Origin of the sequence: Pseudomonas sp. L-22-4S-12 (assembly GCF_009799935.1) — a bacterium.
Taxonomy (GTDB): domain Bacteria; phylum Pseudomonadota; class Gammaproteobacteria; order Pseudomonadales; family Pseudomonadaceae; genus Aquipseudomonas.
This window is the reverse complement of record NZ_WELL01000007.1, coordinates 26,177-46,340: the sequence shown is the minus strand read 5'-3', so window position 1 is coordinate 46,340 and position 20,164 is coordinate 26,177. Positions and strand designations below refer to the sequence as shown.

Below are 20,164 nucleotides of genomic sequence, written 5' to 3'. Positions count from 1 at the left end.
CTTTCTGGATACAAAGCGGGCTTCAAATGCGCGGAACAAGGGGATAGGCTGCGGGCACTTAGTCTGCCAAGAGCCACCCTGCGCCCCGTGTCCGATCTGTCCCGTTCGCCCAGCCTCGCCAGCTTCCCCCTCAGCTCGGGGGATGGGCGTTTCTTCCGTCCGCCACTGCCCGCCGGCCATGTGCTGCGCCCGCGCCTGTGCGAACGGCTGGCCGAGGGCATGCACGGGCGTCTGCTGCTGGTCTGTGCGCCGGCGGGGTTTGGCAAGAGTTCCCTGGCCATCGAATTCTGCGAGCGCCTGCCCGCACACTGGCAGAGCCTGTGGCTGGGCCTGAGCCGCCGCGACAGTGACCCCGGACGTTTCCTCGAACGCCTGCTGGATGGCTTGCGCCAGTCGTTCCCGGGGCTCGGCGAGGAAGCGCTCGGCCTGCTGAAGATGCGCCAGCGCCACCAGCCATTCGCCTTCGAGGAGCTGCTCGACAGCCTGCTCGACGAGCTGGGCCAGCGCCTGGACCCGGCCGCGCCGCTGCTGCTGGTGCTGGACGACTACCATCTGGCTCAGGGGCCGGTGCTGGATCGCTGCCTGCAGTTCTTCCTCAATCATCTGCCGGCCGGCATGCTGTTGCTGGTTACCAGCCGCCAGCGTCCGGACTGGCACCTGGCGCGTCTGCGCCTGTCGCGGCAGTTGCTCGAACTGCAGGAGCAGGACCTGCGCCTGACCCCCGAGGAAACCCATGAGCTGCTCAGCAGCCAGGGCTCCAGCCTGACCGGCGAAGCGTTGCACAACCTGCTGCAGCGCAGCGAGGGCTGGGTGGCCGGCCTGCGCCTGTGGCTGCTGGCCAGCGACGAAGGTGGTAACGAGGAGCTCGCGCAGGATCTGCACGGGGCCCAGGGGCTGATTCGCGACTACCTGCTGGAAGAGGTGATCGAGCGCCAGCCGGCCGAGGTGCAGGGCTTCCTGTACGACACCGCCTGCCTGGAGCGCTTCTGCGCCGAACTCTGCGATGCGCTGCGCGACAGCCATGACAGCGCCGCGATCCTGCAGCACCTGCAGGCCAACCAGGTGTTTCTGGTGCCGCTGGATGAGCAGGGGCGCTGGTTCCGCTATCACCACCTGTTTTCCGATCTGCTGCGCGCCAGCCCGGCGCCGGGCATGTCCATGCCGCAATCCAGCCTGCACCTGCGGGCCTGCCGCTGGTTCAGCGCCCAGGGCCTGCTCGACGAGGCGGTGGAGCAGGCCCTGCGTGCCGGCCAGCCGGATGTGGCGGCGAGCCTGGTGCAGAACCTGTCCGAGGAGCACCTGCTGGCCGAACAGAATGTCGCCATGCTGCTGCGCTGGAAGATGGACCTGCCCGACAGCCTGCTGAGCAGCACGCCGCGCCTGATCGTGCTGTACAGCTGGGTGCTGGCCCTGGCCTGCCAGCTGGATGCGGCGCAAGATCTGGCCAGCCAGATGGTGCGCTTCCTGCCGGCGCCGACAGCCGAGGAGCAGCAGTCGCTGCTGGCCCAGTGGCTGGCCGTCAGCGGGGTGATCGCCCGCGGCCGCGGCGACAGCCTGCGGGCCGAGGAATACTGCACGGCGGCCCTGGCGACCTTGCCGGCCACGCGCTTCGGTCCGCGCCTGTTGTGCCTGTCGACCCTGGCCAACCTGGCCGTGGTCAAGGGCGACCTGTGGCGCGCGCGCGGGCTCAATCGCGAGGCCCTGGAGCTGGCGCAGCGCCAGGGCAATCCACTGTTCGAAGGTTTCTGCCACTACGAGCGGGCGCGGGTGCTTTTGGCGCGCGGGGAAGCGACCCGGGCCCTGGAGGAGGTACGCCATGGCCTGGGGCGCCTGCATGAATTGCCCGCGCAGCGCCTGTATGCCGTGCGCGCCCGCCTGACCCTGTATCAAGGCTTGCTGCTGAGCTTGTTGCTGCAGCCGGAGGAAGCCAGGCGCTACCTGCAGCTCGGCATCGCCGAAGCGCGTGCTTGCCGCGACATCAGCCTGCTGATCGGTTATTGCGTACTGGCCAGTCAGGAAGGGCGCGCTGGCCGCTTTACCGAGGCCTTCGCCCAGCTGGCCGAGGCCGAGCGCCTGATGCACATCTGGGATGTGCCGCCGGTGTATTACCTGGCAATGATCACCCTGGCCAAGTGCGAACTGTGGCTGACCCAGGGCCAGGTCGAGCTGGCCAGCGCCTGGCTGCTGCGCCTGGCCGACACCTACAGTGGCGAGCATGCGGCGGCGGCGCCGGAGTTCCATCCCCAGCTGTCCCTGCATATCGAGATTCACCGGGCCGCCCTGGAGCGTCGTCAGGGCCTGGTGGACGAGGCCGAGCGGCGCTTGCGCGCGCTGATCGTGCGCGCCCAGAGCTGTGGCGGGCAGTTGATCGGTGGTTTTGCCCAGGTCCAGTTGACCCTGCTGCTGCATTCGGCCGGGCGTGAGCGCGAGGCCCAGCAGCAGTTGCTTGGCAGCCTGGAGGCCGCGGCCGGCGGCTGCGTGCTGCCGTTCCACGAGTTGTTGTCGCATCAGCCCGAGTGGCTGCAGGAGCAGTTGCAGGCGATGCCCGCCAGCGCCTTGACCGAGGCCCTGCAGTTGCACCTGCCGCAAGCCGCAGAGGTCGCCGAGGACTTCGCCGCCCTGGGTGTGGCGGAGACCCTGAGCAGCCGCGAGCTGGCGGTGCTGCGCCTGATCGCCCTGGGCTGCTCGAACCAGCAGATCAGCGAGCGCCTGTTCATTTCCCTGCACACGGTCAAGACCCACGCCCGGCACATTAACAGCAAGCTGGGCGTGGAACGCCGCACCCAGGCCGTGGCGCGGGCGAAAAGCCTGGGGCTGCTGCGCTAGCTAGCGCGCCTCAGCCGAGATGTCGAATTCGCGGCGGTAGTCCAGGATCAGCTGCAGGTTGTCGTGCTGCCAGGGGTGGAAGTCGGCCTTGTAGAAGTCCAGATAGGCGCGCACCAGTGGACGCAGGATGCCGCGGCTGCCCCACAGCCAGCCCAGGCCGTCGCGCCAGATTCGCCAGTTCCACAGCAGGCCGTCGCGCTTGAGCATGTGGACCAGGCCCTTGAAGGTATCCAGGGTGAAGTACAGCGTGCTGTGCAGCATGGCGCGCCGTCTCAGCCAGGGGCTGCCGTACACCTGCTGGTACAGGTCGAAGGCCACGGCCTTGTGTTCGCTTTCCTCCAGGGCATGCCAGCGCCAGAGTTTGGCCATGTCCGGATCGGCGCCTGCCAGCCACTGCGGATTCTTCAGGATGGCGTCGGCCATGATCGCAGTGAAGTGCTCAACCGCCACGGTCGAGGCCAGGTGCACCTTGGGCGGCAGGTGCTTGCGCACGAAGGCCAGGCGCCGTTTCAGACGGCGCTCCAGGTAGTCGAGGTCGTAGCCGCACTGGCGCAGTGCCAGGCTGTAGCGATCATGCTCGCGGCTATGGTGGGCTTCCTGGCCGATGAAGCCGCCGATCTGTTTCTGCAATTGCGGGTCTGTCACCTGGTCGCGGTAATGGCGCACGGAGTCGATGAAGAAGCGCTCGCCATCGGGAAACAGCAACGACATGGCATCGAAGAAATGGCTCTTGAAGGCATTGCCGCCATGCCAGTGGCGGGACCAGGGCTGGGCCAGGGTGAATGCCGGTTGACGCGGCTTGATCTGCAGGTCCGGCGGGGTCGGGCTGGGCATGTTGCCTACCATTTGGTTGTTATTGTTTTCCCGGACTATGGGCTTGCCGGCGTTTAGCGGACAAGGTTATCTTCTGCCAATCTTCGGGTCATTTCCGGCCATTGGCCCAGTGGTGACGCTTCCATGACCAAGCGCCTTGCCCTCCATGCCGAGCTGGTGCCCCTGGCCTACGCCGAGGCCTTGCTCGAGCTGGCCGCCAGCCTCACGGTGCCGCGTGAGCGCTTGCTGGCGGCCGCGGGTGTGCCCCTGCCGGTGCTGCACAATCCCACGGGGCGCCTGTCGCTCGCCGACTTCCACCAGCTGGCCAGTGCTGCTCTGCTGGCAACCGCCGAGCCGGCGCTGGGCCTGCTCCTGGGGCAGCGCCTGAATGCCTCGGCGCACGGCATCCTCGGATATGCACTGCTCTCGAGCGCGACTCTGGGCAAGGCCATCCACTTTGCCTTGAAGTACTACCGGGTGCTGGGGCTGACCTTCGACCTGCAGCTGGTCGAACGGGACGATTGCCTGGAGTTGCGTGCCAGCGAGTCGATTCCCCTGGCCGGTCTCAGCCGCTTTGCCGCCGAAGGGCTGTTCGCCAGCCTCTACGGCATTGCCCGGTTCCTGCTCGGCGAATTGCCACAGGGCGTGGCCGTGGGCTTCGCCTATCCGGCGCCCGAGCATGCCGGGCGCTATACCGAGGTATTCGGCTGTGCCGCGGCCTTCGAGCAGCCCTGGCACTGGCTGACCCTACCCAGGGTCTATCTCGAGCGCCCCATGGCCCTGGCCAACCCGGCCACCATGCAGATGTGCGAGCAACAGTGCGAGGCGCTGCTGGCCACGCTCGATGTACGGGATGGCTTGCTCAGCCGGGTGCGCCGCCTGCTGCTGGCGCGGCCCGGCGACTTCCCCGATCTGGACAGCGCGGCCCGGGCCCTGCACATCAGCGGGCGCAGCCTGCGCCGTCACCTGGCCACTGCCGGCACCAGCTACCAGCAGGTCCTCGACCAAGTCCGCAGGAGCCTGGCCCTGCAATACCTGGGAACCACGCACCTGCCGCTCTACGAAATTGCCGTGCTGCTAGGCTTCAGCGACCCTTCCAATTTTCGCCGGGCCTTTCGCAAATGGACGGGGCGGCAGCCGAGCGATTATCGTGCCGACCCCGTTCACCGATGAGGACTGCCAGATGACCACCAGCCCAGCGCCCAGCCTGATCCGCGAAACCTTTCCGGTCGGGCCTTTGCAGTGCAACTGCACCCTGATCGGCGATCCCGTCAGCAAGAAGGCCTTGGTGGTCGATCCGGGCGGCGAGCCCGAGCTGATCCTGGCGCGGCTGCAGGCCCACGGTCTGCAACTGGTCAGCATCATTCACACCCACGCCCACCTGGATCACTTCCTCGCTTCCGGGCAGCTGAAGGAGCTGACTGGCGCGACCCTGCACCTGCACCAGGAAGACCAGTTCCTCTGGGATAACCTGGAGATGCAGTGCCGCATGTTCGGCGTGCCCTACCGGCCGGTGCCGGCGCCGGATCAGTGGCTGGCCGACGACGAAGAGCTGGCCTGCGGTTGTGGCGTGGCCCTGCATACGCCTGGGCACACCCCGGGCTCGATGAGTTTCTGGTTCCCCCAGGACAAGCTGCTGATCGCCGGCGACACCCTGTTCCGCCGCGGTATCGGCCGCACCGACCTGTGGGGCGGCGATTACGCCACCATCGAGCGCTCGATCAGGCAGCGCCTGTACTGCCTGGACGAAGAGGCCACCGTGATCACCGGACACGGGCCGCAAACGCGGCTGGGCGATGAGATGCGGGAAAATCCCTTTATCCGCGCCTGAGTGCGGGAATCTTTCTCCCCGTACGCTGTTCTAAACTTTGCCAACCAGAATACCGGCAACGCAAATTGCCTCAGGAGCTGCAACCATGTTCACCCCTTCACGCCTGATCCTCACTGCTACCCTGGCCGCCTTGGTGAGCGGCTGTGCCTCGCAAAACCCCTACGACAGCCAGACCTCCGGCACCAGCACCGACGGCATGAGCAAGACCGCCAAGTACGGCGGCCTCGGTGCCCTGGCGGGGGCGGTCGCCGGCGCGGCGATCAGCCATGACGACCGCGGCAAGGGCGCGCTGATCGGTGCCGCGGTGGCCGGCGCCGCCGGTGCCGGCTACGGCTACTACGTGGACAAGCAGGAAGCTGAGCTGCGCCGCAGCATGGAGGGCACCGGCGTACAGGTCGAGCGCCAGGGCGACAACATCCAGCTGATCATGCCCGGCAACATCACCTTCGCCACCGATTCGGCGGATATCGCCAGCAACTTCTATACCCCGCTGAACAACCTGGCGACCTCGTTCCGCCAGTACGAGCAGAACAGCATCGAGATCGTCGGCCACACCGACAGCACCGGCAGCCATGCCTACAACATGAACCTGTCCCAGCGCCGCGCGCAGAGCGTGGCCAACTACCTGCTGGCACAGGGCGTCAATGCCACCCGGGTGACCACCCGTGGCGCCGGCCCGGACCAGCCCATTGCCAGCAACGCCAGCGAGGCGGGGCGCTCACAGAATCGCCGGGTGGAAATCAACCTGCGGCCGCTGCCCGGCCAGCAGTAATCCCGGTTCAGACACAAGGCCCCGTTCAGGGGCCTTGTGCATTTAGGCTGCCGTCCGTCGAGAGAGTCGTACGCCTTAAAATCCTGACTAAACTGCTCAACATATGCCTTGCGTGTGCAGTTTTAAGCGGCCCGGCTCGCCCTCTTGAGCCCATGCCGATAATGGATCAGGAGCGCTCATGGACGACATCGCCTCTACTAGCTCCGCACGAAAACCCTGGATTCCCCTGCTGGTCACCCTGGTTCTGCTGGCCATCCTGAGCGCGCTGGTGACCTGGCAGTGGCTGGTGCTGGGGGCCAACAGCCGGGAAGAGCAGGACGGCCGTTTCGCCCTGGCCGTGGATGGCGTCGAGCAGAGCGTGCGCGAGCGCATGCTGGCCTACGAACTGGTGCTGCGCGGCATGTCCGGGCTGATGGCGGGCAGCAGCGACGTGTCCCACGAGGAATGGCAGCGGGCGACCGACCAGCTGCAGCTGCAGGAGCGCTACCCGGGCATTCAGGCCCTGAGCTGGGGGCGCTACCTGCGCGGCGCCGAGCTGGAACCCTACATCCAGCAGACCCGCGCCAGCGGGCGAGCGGGGTTCCAGGCCTACCCGCCGGGACCGCGCGACGAGTACCTGATTGTCGACTTCATCAACCCGCTGGACTGGCGCAACCGCCGCGCCCTGGGTTTCGACATGTTCAGCGAGGCGACTCGCCGGCAAGCCATAGTGCAGGCCCGTGACAGCGGCGAGGCGGTATTGACCGGGCCGCTCAAGCTGCGCCAGGAAACCGAGCAGGACGTGCAGGCCGGCCTGCTGCTGTATCTGCCGGTGTACCGGCAGAATGCGCCACAGGCCAGCGTCGAGGAGCGGCGGGCGGCAGTGCAGGGCATGGTCTCCGGCACCTTCCGCATGGCCGACCTGATGCGCGGCATCCTCGGCAGCAGCAGCGAGCTGTTCGGCATCGAGCTGACCGACAGCCAGAGTGCCGCCAGTCCGCTGCTGCGCGAGAGCACGGCGCCGGGCCATGTGGCGCGCTTCGAAACCCAGCGCACGCTGAACATCTATGGCCGCACCTGGCTGCTCAAGGTCAGCAGCACGCCGCGCTACGAGCAGGCGGTGCACAACAGCAGCCTGAGCATCGGCCTGGGCACCGGCCTGCTGGCGGCCCTGCTGCTGTCCTTGCTGGTTGGCGGCTACCTGTTCCTGCGCGAGCGCGCGCTGGCCAACGCGGAATGCCTCAATCAGGGCGTGCGTGAGCGCGAGGAAAGGTTCCGCCTGGTGGTCGAGGCCTCGCCCAATGCCATCGTGCTGGCCGACAGCCGCGGGCATATCGCCATGGTCAACCGGCAGACCGAGCTGATGTTCGGCTACAGCCGCGCCGAGCTGCTGGGCCAGACGGTGGAAAAGCTGCTGCCTGAGTCCATGCGCATGGCCCATGCCGGCCTGCGCGAGGACTACCAGGCCGCGCCGGAGCCGCGGCGCATGGGCGGCAACCGCGAGCTGTTCGGCCAGCATCGCGATGGCCGGTTGATCCCGCTGGAGGTGGGGCTGTCGCCGATCCGCGCCGGCAACGAGACGCTGGTGCAGGCGGTTATCATCGACATCAGCGAGCGGCGCGCCGCCGAGGAGCGTTTCCGCCTGGTGGTCGAGGCCTCGCCCAATGCCATCGTGCTGGTCGACGGCCAGGGCCAGGTGGCCATGGTCAACCGGCAGACCGAGCTGATGTTCGGCTACGCGCGCGATGAGCTGCTCGGCCAGCCGGTCGAGCAGCTGTTGCCGGAGTCCCTGCGCAAGATGCACCCGCACCTGCGCGAAGGTTTTCTCCATGACCCGTCGCCGCGGCGCATGGGCGGCAACCGCGAGCTGTTCGGCCAGCATCGCGATGGCCGGCTGATCCCGCTGGAGGTGGGCCTGTCGCCGTTGCGCAGTGGCTCCGACATGCTGGTGCAGGCGGTGATCATCGATATCAGCGAGCGCAAGGCCGCCGAACAGCGCCTGCGCGAACAGGCCGAGCAGCTGGCGCTGGCCAACCGCTACAAGTCCGAATTCCTCGCCAACATGTCCCACGAGCTGCGCACGCCGCTGAACAGCATCCTGATCCTCAGCGAGCAGCTGAAGCAGAACATGGCCGGCAACCTCACCGAGAAGCAGGTCAAGCATGCGGACATCGTCTACAAGGCCGGCAACGACCTGCTGCAGCTGATCAACGATGTGCTCGACCTGGCCAAGATCGAGGCCGGCCGGGTGCAGCTCAAGCTGGAGCCGCTGAACGTGCACGACATGCTGGTGGAGCTGGATGCCAGCCTGCGGCCGATGGCCGAGCTCAAGGGCCTGCGCCTGCTCAACAGCATGGAGCCCGGGGTGCCGCGGGTGATCCACACCGACCGTGGGCGCCTGCACCAGATCCTGCGCAACCTGCTGTCCAATGCGCTGAAGTTCACCGAGGCGGGGGAGGTGGAACTGTCCATCAGCCGCTCGCCGACGCCCCTGGACGATGAGCGCGAGACCCTGCAGATCGTCGTCCGCGATACCGGCATCGGCATCGCGGCGGAGCAGCACGAGCGGATCTTCCAGGCCTTCCAGCAGATCGACGGTTCGACCAGTCGGCGCTTTGGCGGCACCGGCCTGGGCCTGGCCATCACCCGCCAGCTGGTCGAGGTGCTCGGCGGCCAGATCAGCCTGCAGAGCACCCAGGGGCAGGGTTCGAGCTTCATCGTGCAGCTGCCGGTGGTGGCCCTGGCCCAGGTGGAGAGCGATGAACCGCTGAGCAGCGCGCCGCTGCGCAGCGGCCACGGACCGGCCCTGCTGATCGTCGAGGACGATGCCAACTTCGCCGCGGTGATTGCCGAGGAGGCCACGGCCCACGGTTTCTCCAGCGTGCTCTGCCGCAGCGGCAAGCAGGCCATCGGCCTGCTGCAGAGCGAGCGCTTCGTCGCGGTGATCCTCGATATCCTGCTGCCCGACGTCAGTGGCTGGCAGATCTACCGGCGCCTGCGCAGCCTGGTGCACTACCGCGATGTGCCGGTGCACATCATCTCCTGCGTGCCGCAGCCGCAGGACTGGCAGGACGGCGGCACGCGCTACCTGGTCAAGCCGATCGGCCGCGGCGACCTGGAGCAGGTGTTCCACGACCTCGCCGGCCTGGGCCAGGCGGTCCGCCCGCTGCTGCTGGTGGAGGATGTCGAGGTGGAGCGCGAGCACTATCGCGAGCACCTGAGCCAGCTCGGTTTCAGCGTGACCGCGGTGAGCAGTGCCCAGCAGGCCTGCCAGGCCTATGCGGCGCAGGCATTCAGCGCGCTGGTGATCGACCTCGACCTGCCGGACCAGGACGGCTTCGACCTGCTCGAGGCGCTGCATCGGGAGCGCCCGCTGCATTCCACCCTGGTGGTGATTAATACCGGCCTGGATGTCGCCCGCCAGGACCTGCAGCGCCTGCGCCGCTACTCGGCGGTGGTGGTGCGCAAGAACGGCGACGACCTGCGTCCGCTCAGCGCCGCGCTGCAGGGCTTCCTGTCCCTGGTGCGCGAACCGCCGGCCGACAGCTCGAGCCTGGCGGGCCAGCGCGTGCTGCTGGTGGACGACGACGTGCGCAACATCTATGCGATGACCGCGTTGCTGGATGAGGTGGGCCTGGTCGTGACCCCGGCCAAGGATGGCCTCGAGGCCCTGGAGTGCTTCGCGCGCCAGCCCTTCGACCTGGTGCTGATGGACATGGCCATGCCGCGCATGGACGGCTACACCGCCACCCGCCTGCTCAAGGAGGAACACGCCTGCCATGTCCCGGTGATCGCCCTGACCGCCCACGCGATGAAGGGCGACCGGGAAAAATGCATCACCGCCGGCGCCGACGACTACCTGGCCAAGCCGGTCAGCCGCCAGGACCTGCTGGAGATGCTGCACCGCTGGCTGAACAGTGCTCCCGAACCCCTGCGCCGCGCCGGGGGTGGTGCATGAGCCCGGTGCTGTCTTCGTTGCCTGGGGCCGCCAGGGCCGCGGGCGATCATCTGGAGTGGCGCCGGCTGACGCCAGAGGGAGGGCAGCATGACCCAGATGCAGGTTGATGCGCCGGTGGAGCAACAGGTGCTGCTGGTGGTCGACGACCGCGAGGAAAACCTGGTGGCGATGGAGGCCCTGCTCGGCGATGGTGAATGGGACGTGCGCACGGTCAATTCCGGCGAGGCGGCCCTGCAGTGCATGATCAGCGAGGCCGTCGGCCTGGTCCTGCTCGATGTGCAGATGCCGAAGATGGACGGCTTCGAGGTCGCCCGCCTGATGCGCGGCAGCCCGCACACCCGGCACACGCCGATCATCTTTCTCTCGGCCATCGCCCACACCGAGGACTCGGTGCTGCATGGCTATGCCATCGGCGCGGTGGATTTCATCCTCAAGCCCTTCGACCCCAAGGTGCTCAAGCACAAGATCGGCGCGCTGCTGGAGCACGAGCGCCATCGCCACGAGCTGCTCATGCTCAGCCAGCAGCTGGACAGCGCGCGGGCCTTCAATGCCTCGGTGCTGGAGAATGCCTCGGAGGGCATCCTGGTGCTGGACCGGGACGGCCTGATCAGCTTCGCCAACCCGGCCATGGCGCGCATGCTGCACGGCGAAGTGGACGATCTGCAGGGCACCCAGCTGTTGTCCTACCTGAAGACGCCGAGCATGCCGGACGACTGGCAGGCCTCCGAGTTCTACCGGCAATGGCGCGCCGGGCAGACCTACCGCCTGCACGATGCGGTGCTCAACACCTTCAGCGGCGGCTTCCTGCCGGTGGCGCTGTCCTGCTCGCCACTGCCGCAGTACCAGAACGCCATGGTGCTGATCGCCCTGGACATGTCGGTGGTCAGCGACCTGCACGCCCAGCTCGAATCCCAGGCGATCACCGATGCCCTGACCGGCCTGTACAACCGCCGCGGCTTCAACCAGGCGCTGGAGGCGGCGCTGTCACGCATCGATCGCAGCGGCAAGCGCATGGCCGTGCTGTATCTCGACCTGGACGGCTTCAAGCGGGTCAACGATTCCCTCGGTCATGCCGCCGGCGACCAGATCCTGCGCCGCGTGGCCGAACAGCTGAAGACCTGCCTGCGCCCCTACGACATCCTCGCGCGCATGGGCGGCGACGAGTTCACCGCGCTGCTCGACTCGCTGGATCATCCGGAGGATGCGGCGCGGGTGGCGGAGAAGCTGATCGAGCTGGTGTCCGTGCGGCACACCATCGACGGCCTGGAGTTCACCCTCGGCGCCAGCATCGGCATCGCCTGCTTCCCCGAATGCGGGCAGAGCGTGGATGGCCTGCTGCGTGCGGCCGACATGGCCATGTACGAGGCCAAGCGCGCCGGTCGCCAGCAGTACCGCTTCTTCTCCCCGGAAATGAACGGCCGCGCGCGTTCGCGGCTGATGCTCGAGGAAAGCCTGCGCACGGCCATCGAGCAGGATGATTTCGTCCTCGTCTACCAGCCGCAGATCGACCTGGCCAGCGGCCGCCTGCGCGGCTTCGAGGCCTTGCTGCGCTGGCAGCACCGGGTGGCGGGCACCATCTCGCCCGGGGTGTTCATCCCCTTGCTGGAGGAAACCCGGCTGATCAATCGTCTGGGCGACTGGATCTTCCAGAGCGGTATCCAGCAATGCCGGGCCTGGCGCCAGGCGTTCGGCGAAGGGCTGCTGCTCAGCCTCAACGTCAGCCCGGTGCAGTTCAGCATGCCGCACCTGGTCAGCGACCTGCGCCGGGTGCTGGAAGTGCATCAGCTCAAGGCATCGCAGCTGGAAGTGGAAGTCACCGAGAGCGCGCTGATGCAGGACCTCGACACCACCCGCGAGCAGTTGCGGCAACTGCGCGAGCTGGGGGTGCGCATCGCCATCGACGACTTCGGCACCGGCTATTCGTCGCTGGCCTATCTGCGCCACTTCGAGCTGGATACGCTGAAGATCGACCGCCTGTTCATCGCCAACATGCTCGACTCACCGAAGGACGCGGCGATCGTCAGCACCATCATCGACCTGGGCCATCACCTGGGCCTGGAGGTGATCGCCGAGGGGGTGGAAACCATCGCCCAGCGCGACTGGCTGATCGCCCATCGCTGCACCACCATGCAGGGCTTCCTGGTGGCGCCGGGGCTGGCGGTGGACAAGGCCGGGAGCTTCCCGCCGCGGCTCGACTGGGCTAGCTGGGCGCCCGAGGCCTGAGCGGCCGCTGGCTGAACCGCCCGCGGCGTTGCCGAGCCCGGGTTAGAACCGCCCCGACTAGCGGCGGCGGCCGAGAAACTCCTGGTGCAGTCGCTGCAGTTCGGCATCCTTGGCCTGCCACAGCTGGTTGACCCACTGCTGGAAGGCCAGGCGGTAGCCTTCGTCCTGGTCGTAGTTCTGGCCGATGAACTCGGCGGGGATCGCCAGCTCCTCGAAACGCACCACCACCTCGTCCAGACGCCCGCAGAGCAGGTCCCAGAAGCCCGGGTTGCCGCCGGGGTAGTGCAGGGTGACGTTGATGATCGAGTGCAGCTGCTCGCCCATGGCGTCCAGGACGAAGGCGATGCCGCCGGCCTTGGGCTTGAGCAGGTGCTGGAACGGCGAGTCCTGCTGGTCGTGCTTGGCCTGGGTGAAGCGGGTGCCTTCGAGGAAGTTGAACACCGACACCGGGTTGCTCTTGTAGCGCGCGCAGGCCTTGCGCGTGGTGGCCAGGTCCTGGCCGAGCTTTTCCGGGTGCTTGGCCAGGTAGGCCTTGGAGTAGCGCTTCATGAAGGGGAACTCCAGCGCCCACCAGCACAGGCCGATCACCGGCACCCAGATCAGCTCCTGCTTGAGGAAGAACTTCAGCAGCGGCATGCGTCGGTTGAGTTGGTACTGCAGCACCAGGATGTCGACCCAGCTCTGGTGGTTGCTGGTAACCAGATAAGAGTGCTGGTTGTCGAAGCCCTGGTCGCCGGCGACATCCCAGCGGGTGCGGCACACCAGGTTCATCCAGAACTTGTTCACCCCGATCCAGAACTCGGCGATGCCGTGCATGACGAAGCGCAGGCCGCGCTGGATCGCCGGCACCGGCAGAAGCAGCTTGAGCAGGGCCACGGCGAACAGCGGCCAGCAGCAGATCAGGGTATTTAGGGCCAGTAGCAGGCCGGCAATGACGCCACGCAAGGGCGCCGGCAGGAAATGCAGCATGGGGGCAAAAGCCTCCTGGCAGGGGGACATTCTGGGGTCCCGGATCGGTCGAGGTACCTGCGGCAGTTCCCTTGCACGAGGCGGTCGGCTGCCAAGGTTAACGCTTGTGCACTGAACGGCAAGTGCTGGGCCTGACCGTCTGGTCCGGTTTCCATGCGGCTTGGCCGGCGAATTCTAGCGCAAGCGCGCCAGCGCAGACCCGCACCGCGGCATGGCGCCGCGGTGCGGGTGGCGGCTTCAGCCCCTGGCCGCGGCCTGGATCGCGGTGAGGGCGATGGTGTAGACGATGTCGTCGACCAGGGCGCCGCGCGACAGGTCGTTTACCGGCTTGCGCAGGCCCTGCAGCATCGGCCCCACGCTGACGCAGTCGGCGCTGCGCTGCACCGCCTTGTAGGTGGTGTTGCCGGTGTTCAGGTCGGGGAAGATGAACACCGTGGCGCGCCCGGCCACCGGGCTGTCCGGCGCCTTCTGCCGGCCGACGCTGGCGATGGCGGCGGCGTCGTACTGCAGCGGGCCGTCGATCAGCAGCTGCGGGTTCTGTGCGTGGGCCAGGCGGGTGGCCTCGCGGACCTTTTCCACCTCGGCGCCGCTGCCGGAATCGCCGGTGGAATAGCTGATCATCGCCACCCGCGCCGGCACGCCGAAGGCCTCGGCGGAGGCGGCGCTCTGCAGGGCGATCTCGGCCAGTTCGGCGGCCGTCGGGTCGGGGTTCACCGCGCAGTCGCCGTAGACCAGCACCTGGTCCGGCAGGAGCATGAAGAACACCGAGGACACCAGGTTGTAGCCGGGCGCGGTCTTGATCAGCTGCAGGGCCGGGCGAATGGTGTTGGCGGTGGTGTGGATGGCGCCCGAGACCAGGCCGTCGACCTCGTCCAGGGCCAGCATCATGGTGCCCATCACCACCGTGTCTTCCAGCTGGGCGCTGGCCATCGGCGCGTTGAGGCCCTTGCCCTTGCGCAGCTCGACCATCGGCCCGACATAGCGTTCGCGGATCAGGTCCGGATCGAGGATCTCCAGGCCCGGCGGCAGCTCGATGCCCTGGGCCTTGGCCACCGCACGCACCGCTTCCGGCTTGGCCAGCAGCACGCAGCGGGCGATGCCGCGGGCCTGGCAGATGGCGGCGGCCTGCACGGTGCGCGGCTCGCTGCCTTCGGGCAGGACGATGCGCTTGTTCGCCGCCTGGGCGCGGCGCATCAGCTGATAGCGGAACGCCGGCGGCGACAGGCGCGGCTCGCGCGGGTTGCCGCAGCGCTGCTTGAGCCACTCGTGGTCGATATGGCTGGCGACGAACTCGGTGACCATCTCCGCCCGCTCGCGGTCGTCGATGGGGATTTCCTTGTTCAGCCGGTTGAGGTTGGTCGCCGTGTCGTAGGAGCCGGTGCTCACGCTGAGTACCGGCAGGCCGCTGTCCAGGGCGCCGCGGCACAGCTCCATGATCCGCGGGTCCGGCGCGAAGTCGCTGCACAGCAGCAGGCCGGCCAGCGGCACGCCGTTCATTGCGGCCAGGCTGGCGGCGAGGATGATGTCGTCGCGGTCGCCGGGGGTCACCACCAGCACGCCCGGCTTGAGCAGCTGCACGGTGTTGGGCACGGCGCGCGCGCACAGCACGATCTTCGCCACCCGGCGCTGCTCGTAGTCGCCGGCGTTGATCACCCGCGCGCCGAGCAGTTCGGCGATGTCGCGGGTGCGTGCGGCGTTCAGTTCCTCCTGCCAGGGGATGCAGCCGAGCAGGCGGAAGGTCTCGCTCTTCAGCAGCGTCGAGTGCTCGGCCAGGCGCGCGGCGAAATCAGCGCTGGGCACCTTGTTGAGGATGGTGCCGAGTACTTTCGGCTCCTGCGGCCCGCCGAACAGCTGGGCCTGGATCTCGATGCGATCGGACAGCTCGATCATTTCCTGCACCGAGTCGCCTTCCGGCGCCGAGACCAGGATGATCTCGGCGTCCAGGCTCTTGGCCAGGTGCACGTTGACCCGCGCCGCGTAGCTGGCGTGGCGGGTCGGCACCATGCCTTCGACGATCAGCACGTCCATGCCGGCGGCCGCCTGCTGGTGGAGGCTGATGATTTCCTCCAGCAGCTCGTCCAGCTGGCCGTCGCCGAGCATGTGCTCGACCCGTGCCAGCTCCAGCGGCTTGGGCGGCCTGAGGCCGAGGGTGCGGGCGATCAGCTCGGTGGAGCGCTCCGGGCCGTCGTCGCCCGGGTGCGGCTGGGCGATCGGCTTGCAGAAGCCGACCTTCAGCCCGGCGCGTTCCAGGGCGCGGACCAGGCCGAGGCTGATGGAGGTGAGGCCGACACCGAAGCCGGTGGGGGCGATGAAGAAGGTATGCATGTTCTCTCCAGGTGCGGCGAACTGTGGCGCGACAGGGATCAGGGATTGAGCAGGGCCAGGGTGTCGAGGGCGATCTGCCGCTCCTCGTTGGTCGGCACCACCAGCACCCGCGGGCTGCCCGGGCCGTGGATCGCCCCGGTGGCGCCACGGATGCAGGCGGCATTGGCCGTTTCGTCGAGGGCGAGATTGAACAGCTTCAGGTGCGCCACCGTCTTGCTGCGGATCAATGGCGAGTTCTCGCCGATGCCGCCGGTGAATATCAGCCCGTCCAGGCGCGGCAGGGCGCAGCTCATGGCGGCCAGGGACTTGGCCAGGCGGTAGCAGAACACCTCGATGGCTAGGGTTGCGCCGGCATGGCCCTGGGCGCGCGCCTGCTCCAGGCTGCGCATGTCGTTGGACAGGCCGGACAGGCCGAGCAGGCCGCTTTCCTTGTTCAGCAACTGGTCGATGCGCTCCAGGCTCCAGCCCAGGGTGCGCGCCAGGTGGCCGTGCAGGTTGGGGTCGACGTCGCCGCTGCGGGTGCCCATCATCAGGCCTTCCAGCGGGGTCAGGCCCATGCTGGTGTCGCGGCTCTGGCCAGCGACTATGGCGCAGGTCGAGCAGCCGTTGCCCAGGTGCGCCGACAGCCAGCTGCTGGCACCCACGGCCAGTTCGCTCATCTGCGCCGCGCGCTGGCTGACATAGCGGTGGCTGGTGCCGTGGAAGCCGTAGCGGCGCACGCCGTGCTGGCGATAGAGGCTGTCCGGTACGGCGTAGCGGTAGGCGTGTTCCGGCAGGCTCTGGTGGAAGGCGGTGTCGAACACCGCCACCTGCGGCAGCTGCGGGTGCAGGCTCAGCGCCGCCTCGATACCGTGCAGGCTGGCCGGGTTGTGCAGCGGCGCCAGGGGCGCGATGGCGCGGATCGCGGCGATTACCTCGGGCTCCAGCCGGCGCGCGGCGGTGAACTGCTCGCCGCCGTGGACCACGCGGTGGCCGATGCCGTGCAGGGTACCGCCGGCGGCCTCCTGCACCAGCGGCAGCAGCAGGGCGAGGGCGGCGCGGTGGTCGCCGCCGGGCAGTGGCCGGCTGTCCTGGCCGGCGTCGCCTTGCCAGTGCAGCACCGCCTCGGCCGTGCCCAGGCGTTCGGCCAGACCGCTGAGGATAAAGGCCTCGCGGGCCTCGTTGACCAGGGCGAACTTGATCGACGAGCTGCCGCAGTTGATCACCAGAATGTTGCGTGCCGGCATGTCTATTCCTTATCCGGTGTCTGCACCGGGACTGTGCTGTCCGTCTGTGCCGCGGCGCACCAGCCGCAGGCGAAGGGTTGGCCGAGCTGGCGCCGGCGCTGCTCGGCATCGACGACCCAGGGGCGATTCTGCCAGGGCGGCAGGTGGTGCAGGTGCTGAGTATGCCCGCAGGACAGCACGGCCACCCAGTGGCCCTGTTCGTCCTGGCGAAAACCCACCAGCCGGCTGAGTGGGGCGCCCCGTTTGTCCGGCGGCCGGTCGCTTTCGGGCAAGGCCGCAGGTAAACTCGCGCGTTCTTCAATCTTTTGCAAAAGGTCCCACCTCATGCTGATCGCCGCCAACAAGGCAGTCTCCATCGACTATACCCTGACCAACGATGCCGGTGAGGTGATCGACAGCTCCGCCGGTGGCGCGCCGCTGGCGTACCTGCACGGTGCCGGCAACATCATCGTCGGCCTGGAAAAGGCCCTCGAAGGCAAGCAGGCTGGCGACGAGCTGACCGTGGCCATCGAGCCGGTGGATGCCTACGGCGAATACAGCGCCGAGCTGGTTGCCACCCTCAACCGCAGCATGTTCGAAGGCGTCGACGAGCTGGAAGTGGGTATGCAGTTCCATGCCTCCGGCCCGGACGGCGGCATGCAGATCGTCACCATCCGTGACCTCGACGGCGACGACGTGATCGTCGACGGCAACCACCCGCTGGCCGGCCAGCGCCTGCACTTCCAGGTCAAGGTGGTCAGCGTGCGCGAGGCCCTGGCCGAGGAACTGGCCCATGGTCATATCCACGGCGAAGGTGGTCATCACCACTAATAGGTGGCCTGATGGGGGGCGCCGGGCAAAACGACTTATGGTCGTTCCGCGGGCGATCCTGGCTGCTAAGCTGAGTGAACCGAAAAGGCGCCTACGGGCGCCTTTTTTGTCCCCTGCGCAGAATTGTTTGCATACTCAAGGAGTTAGTCATGAGTGCATTTCACGACCTGAATCTGCGTGCGCTGGATGGCCAGGATCTGCCATTGGCGCCCTACAAGGGTCAACTGGTGCTGGTGGTCAACGTGGCCTCCAAGTGCGGCCTGACTCCGCAGTACGCCGCCCTGGAAAAACTGCACCAGGACTACCACGCGCGCGGCTTCACCGTACTGGGCCTGCCGTGCAACCAGTTCGCCGGCCAGGAGCCGGGCACGGAAGAGGAAATCCGCGAGTTCTGCAGCCACAACTACGGGGTGACCTTTCCCCTGGGCAGCAAGCTGGAGGTCAACGGCCCCGGCCGTCACCCGCTGTACCGCCTGCTGGCGGGTGAGGGCGCCGAGTTCCCCGGCGACATCACCTGGAACTTCGAGAAGTTCCTGGTCGGCCGCGACGGTCGCGTGCTGGCGCGTTTCTCCCCGCGCACCACGCCGGATGATCCGGCTCTGCTTCAGGCCATCGAGAAAGCCCTGGGTTGATGACCCGGACGCATTTGCCCAATAGCGGGCAAATGCGCCAATGCTCCGGCTGTTTCACCTGCATGGCTTGTCGAGCGGATTCGCCGCGCTGCTTAATCGGCTGACTTGCCGAGGAGCCCCGCGATGACCAGTTTTCCCCAGGATGATGCCGTGGCCCATGCCTCGCCGGCGGCCTTGCGCGCGCTGATCGAGAGCCGCCGCGCGGTGCGCCGCTTCACCGACGAGGCGGTGCCGGAGGCGGTGATCCGTGACTGTCTGGAGCTGGCCGTGCTCGCGCCCAACTCCTGCAACCTGCAGCCCTGGAGCTTCCAGGTGATCCGCGATCCGGCGCTGCTGGCGCGCCTGCACCCGGTGTGCATGAGCCAGAACGCGGCCAAAGCGCCGCTGCTCATCGCCGTGCTGGCGCGTCCGGATACCTGGCGCCAGGCCTGCCGGAACATCGTCGACTACTGGCCCGAACCCGAGGTGCCGGCGCGCATCCGCCACTTCTACGCCAAGACCGCGCCGTTCCAGTACAACCAGGGCCCGCTGGGTCTGCTCGGCCTGTGCAAACGCCAGCTGGTACGCCTGCTGGCGCTGCGCAAGCCGCTGATGCGCACGCCCAACAGCCGGGCGCAGATGCGCATCTGGGCGGTGAAATCCACCGCGCTGGCCGCCGAGAACCTGATGCTGGCCTTCCAGAGCCACGGCTACGCCACCTGCCCGATGGAAGGCTTCGACGAGGTGCGCCTGCGCAAGGTGCTGGACATCCCGCGCCAGGCGTTGCCGATCATGCTGCTGGCCGTGGGCCGGCAAGGCGAGAAGGGCGTGTACAACCCGCGTCTGCGTTTTCCTCTGGAGCAGCAGGTCACCTGGCTCTAAGCGCGGCCAGGTGGTGGAAATCCAACCAGCGTAAAGGTTGCAGGCTGGGTAGATACTGGTATTCAGCGCAAACTTTTGTAGGAGCCAGCTTGCTGGCGATCAGCGGGACGCGGTCTGCGTATCGCCAGCAAGCTGGCTCCTACAGGATCAGGCCGGGTGGATAACGCTCGGCTTATCCACCGGCCGTTCCTCGCCGGCGCGGCGATCAGAACGCTGCCGGCTTCTGGGACTAAATCACCAAAATCAATAGTGCTGGGCGAAGCGAGACGACCGGTCATATGCTCGCCGCCATGAACACCAGCATTCGATTCGACAAGCGTGACCTGATCCTGGCCAAGGGCTCGGCGGTAATGACCCGCCGCGGCTACCACGGCACCGGGGTGCAGGAGATCGTCCAGGCCGCCGGCATCCCCAAGGGCTCCTTCTACCACTACTTCGCCAGCAAGGAAGACTTCGCCCTGCAGGCCCTGGAGTTCGTCTACCAGCCGCGCCTGCAGCGTTATGCCGAGGCCCTGGCCAATCCGGCGCTGAGCCCGCGCGCGCGCATCCTGGCCTACTACCGCGAGCTGCAGGCGCACTTCCTGCGCCAGGAAAAAGCCGAGTACCACTGCTTCATCGGCAGCCTGAGTTTCGAGATGAGCGAGCTGCTGCCGGCCATCGGCGCGCAGGTCGAAGCGATTCAGCAGGCCTCGGTGGACATCCTCCAGCGCTGCCTGGAACAGGCCCGCCAGGCCGGCGAGCTGCATGCCGAAGAAGACTGCGCCAACCTCGCCAGCTTTATCGCCAACGCCTGGCAGGGTGTGCTGGCACGCCTCAAGGTCGGTCGCAGCACGCAAGCCCTGGATGCCTTCATCACCCGCCTGGAGCTGCTGCTGCAGCCCTGATTTTTTAAAACCCGATTAACGAGACGACCGGTCGACCGACCGGCTTGAGGAGCCC

15 protein-coding genes are annotated in these 20,164 nt (G+C 67.5%); 10 read left to right on the top strand and 5 right to left on the bottom strand.

Translation table 11 applies throughout. The features are described from left to right. Window positions 1-87 precede the first annotated feature (87 nt). On the top strand, window positions 88-2,826 hold the full coding sequence (locus F3I16_RS16545) for a LuxR C-terminal-related transcriptional regulator (protein ID WP_160494663.1): 2,739 nt from the start codon (window positions 88-90) through the stop codon (window positions 2,824-2,826). Here F3I16_RS16545 and F3I16_RS16540 read toward each other — a convergent pair whose 3' ends face one another. After that, entirely contained in the window at window positions 2,827-3,660 is an 834-nt protein-coding gene (locus F3I16_RS16540) for a metal-dependent hydrolase (RefSeq protein ID WP_160494662.1), read from the bottom strand. A gap of 123 nt (window positions 3,661-3,783) precedes the next feature. Here F3I16_RS16540 and F3I16_RS16535 point away from each other — a divergent pair, with 123 nt between their 5' ends. The 5 genes from F3I16_RS16535 (at window position 3,784) to F3I16_RS16515 (ending at window position 12,402) form a co-directional block, all read left to right on the top strand. Next, window positions 3,784-4,812, top strand: coding sequence for an AraC family transcriptional regulator (locus tag F3I16_RS16535; protein WP_160494661.1), 1,029 nt, complete (start codon window positions 3,784-3,786; stop codon window positions 4,810-4,812). Window positions 4,813-4,822: 10 nt separating this feature from the next. Beyond that, on the top strand, window positions 4,823-5,470 hold the full coding sequence (locus F3I16_RS16530; protein WP_160494660.1) for an MBL fold metallo-hydrolase: 648 nt from the start codon (window positions 4,823-4,825) through the stop codon (window positions 5,468-5,470). A gap of 85 nt (window positions 5,471-5,555) precedes the next feature. Next, window positions 5,556-6,242 (top strand): OmpA family protein, encoded by a 687-nt coding sequence (locus F3I16_RS16525; protein WP_160494659.1) that lies wholly within the window; start codon window positions 5,556-5,558, stop codon window positions 6,240-6,242. A 178-nt stretch (window positions 6,243-6,420) separates the two neighbouring features. Next, the gene (locus F3I16_RS16520; RefSeq protein WP_160494658.1) at window positions 6,421-10,179 is read left to right on the top strand and encodes a PAS domain S-box protein; all 3,759 of its coding nucleotides are present in this window, start codon (window positions 6,421-6,423) and stop codon (window positions 10,177-10,179) included. Window positions 10,180-10,266: 87 nt separating this feature from the next. Continuing rightward, window positions 10,267-12,402, top strand: a complete 2,136-nt coding sequence (locus tag F3I16_RS16515) for a bifunctional diguanylate cyclase/phosphodiesterase (RefSeq protein WP_160494657.1) — start codon at window positions 10,267-10,269, stop codon at window positions 12,400-12,402. 57 nt (window positions 12,403-12,459) lie between these two features. On the opposite strand, the gene F3I16_RS16510 is transcribed toward F3I16_RS16515, so the two are convergent. The 4 genes from F3I16_RS16510 to F3I16_RS16495 form a co-directional block, all read right to left on the bottom strand. Next, window positions 12,460-13,371 carry an acyltransferase gene (locus tag F3I16_RS16510; RefSeq protein ID WP_160494656.1) on the bottom strand — a complete coding sequence of 304 codons (912 nt, stop codon included), beginning with the start codon at window positions 13,369-13,371 and terminating at the stop codon, window positions 12,460-12,462. Window positions 13,372-13,608: 237 nt separating this feature from the next. Beyond that, window positions 13,609-15,696 (bottom strand): phosphate acetyltransferase, encoded by a 2,088-nt coding sequence (gene pta, locus F3I16_RS16505; protein WP_160494655.1) that lies wholly within the window; start codon window positions 15,694-15,696, stop codon window positions 13,609-13,611. Window positions 15,697-15,734: 38 nt separating this feature from the next. Beyond that, complete coding sequence (locus F3I16_RS16500; RefSeq protein ID WP_160494654.1) at window positions 15,735-16,922, bottom strand: acetate kinase; 1,188 nt, start codon at window positions 16,920-16,922, stop codon at window positions 15,735-15,737. A gap of 2 nt (window positions 16,923-16,924) precedes the next feature. Beyond that, window positions 16,925-17,278 carry a DUF3565 domain-containing protein gene (locus tag F3I16_RS16495; RefSeq protein ID WP_160494653.1) on the bottom strand — a complete coding sequence of 118 codons (354 nt, stop codon included), beginning with the start codon at window positions 17,276-17,278 and terminating at the stop codon, window positions 16,925-16,927. On the opposite strand from F3I16_RS16495, the gene F3I16_RS16490 reads away from it, so the two are divergent. From F3I16_RS16490 to F3I16_RS16475, 4 genes are all read left to right on the top strand, one after another. After that, on the top strand, window positions 17,247-17,732 hold the full coding sequence (locus tag F3I16_RS16490; protein ID WP_160490005.1) for a peptidylprolyl isomerase: 486 nt from the start codon (window positions 17,247-17,249) through the stop codon (window positions 17,730-17,732). The two genes, F3I16_RS16495 and F3I16_RS16490, sit on opposite strands and share 32 nt — an antisense overlap. A gap of 149 nt (window positions 17,733-17,881) precedes the next feature. Beyond that, window positions 17,882-18,364 carry a glutathione peroxidase gene (locus F3I16_RS16485; protein WP_160490006.1) on the top strand — a complete coding sequence of 161 codons (483 nt, stop codon included), beginning with the start codon at window positions 17,882-17,884 and terminating at the stop codon, window positions 18,362-18,364. A 123-nt stretch (window positions 18,365-18,487) separates the two neighbouring features. Next, complete coding sequence (locus F3I16_RS16480; RefSeq protein WP_160494652.1) at window positions 18,488-19,225, top strand: nitroreductase family protein; 738 nt, start codon at window positions 18,488-18,490, stop codon at window positions 19,223-19,225. A 278-nt stretch (window positions 19,226-19,503) separates the two neighbouring features. Then, window positions 19,504-20,109 (top strand): TetR/AcrR family transcriptional regulator, encoded by a 606-nt coding sequence (locus F3I16_RS16475; protein ID WP_160494651.1) that lies wholly within the window; start codon window positions 19,504-19,506, stop codon window positions 20,107-20,109. Window positions 20,110-20,164: the final 55 nt, after the last annotated feature.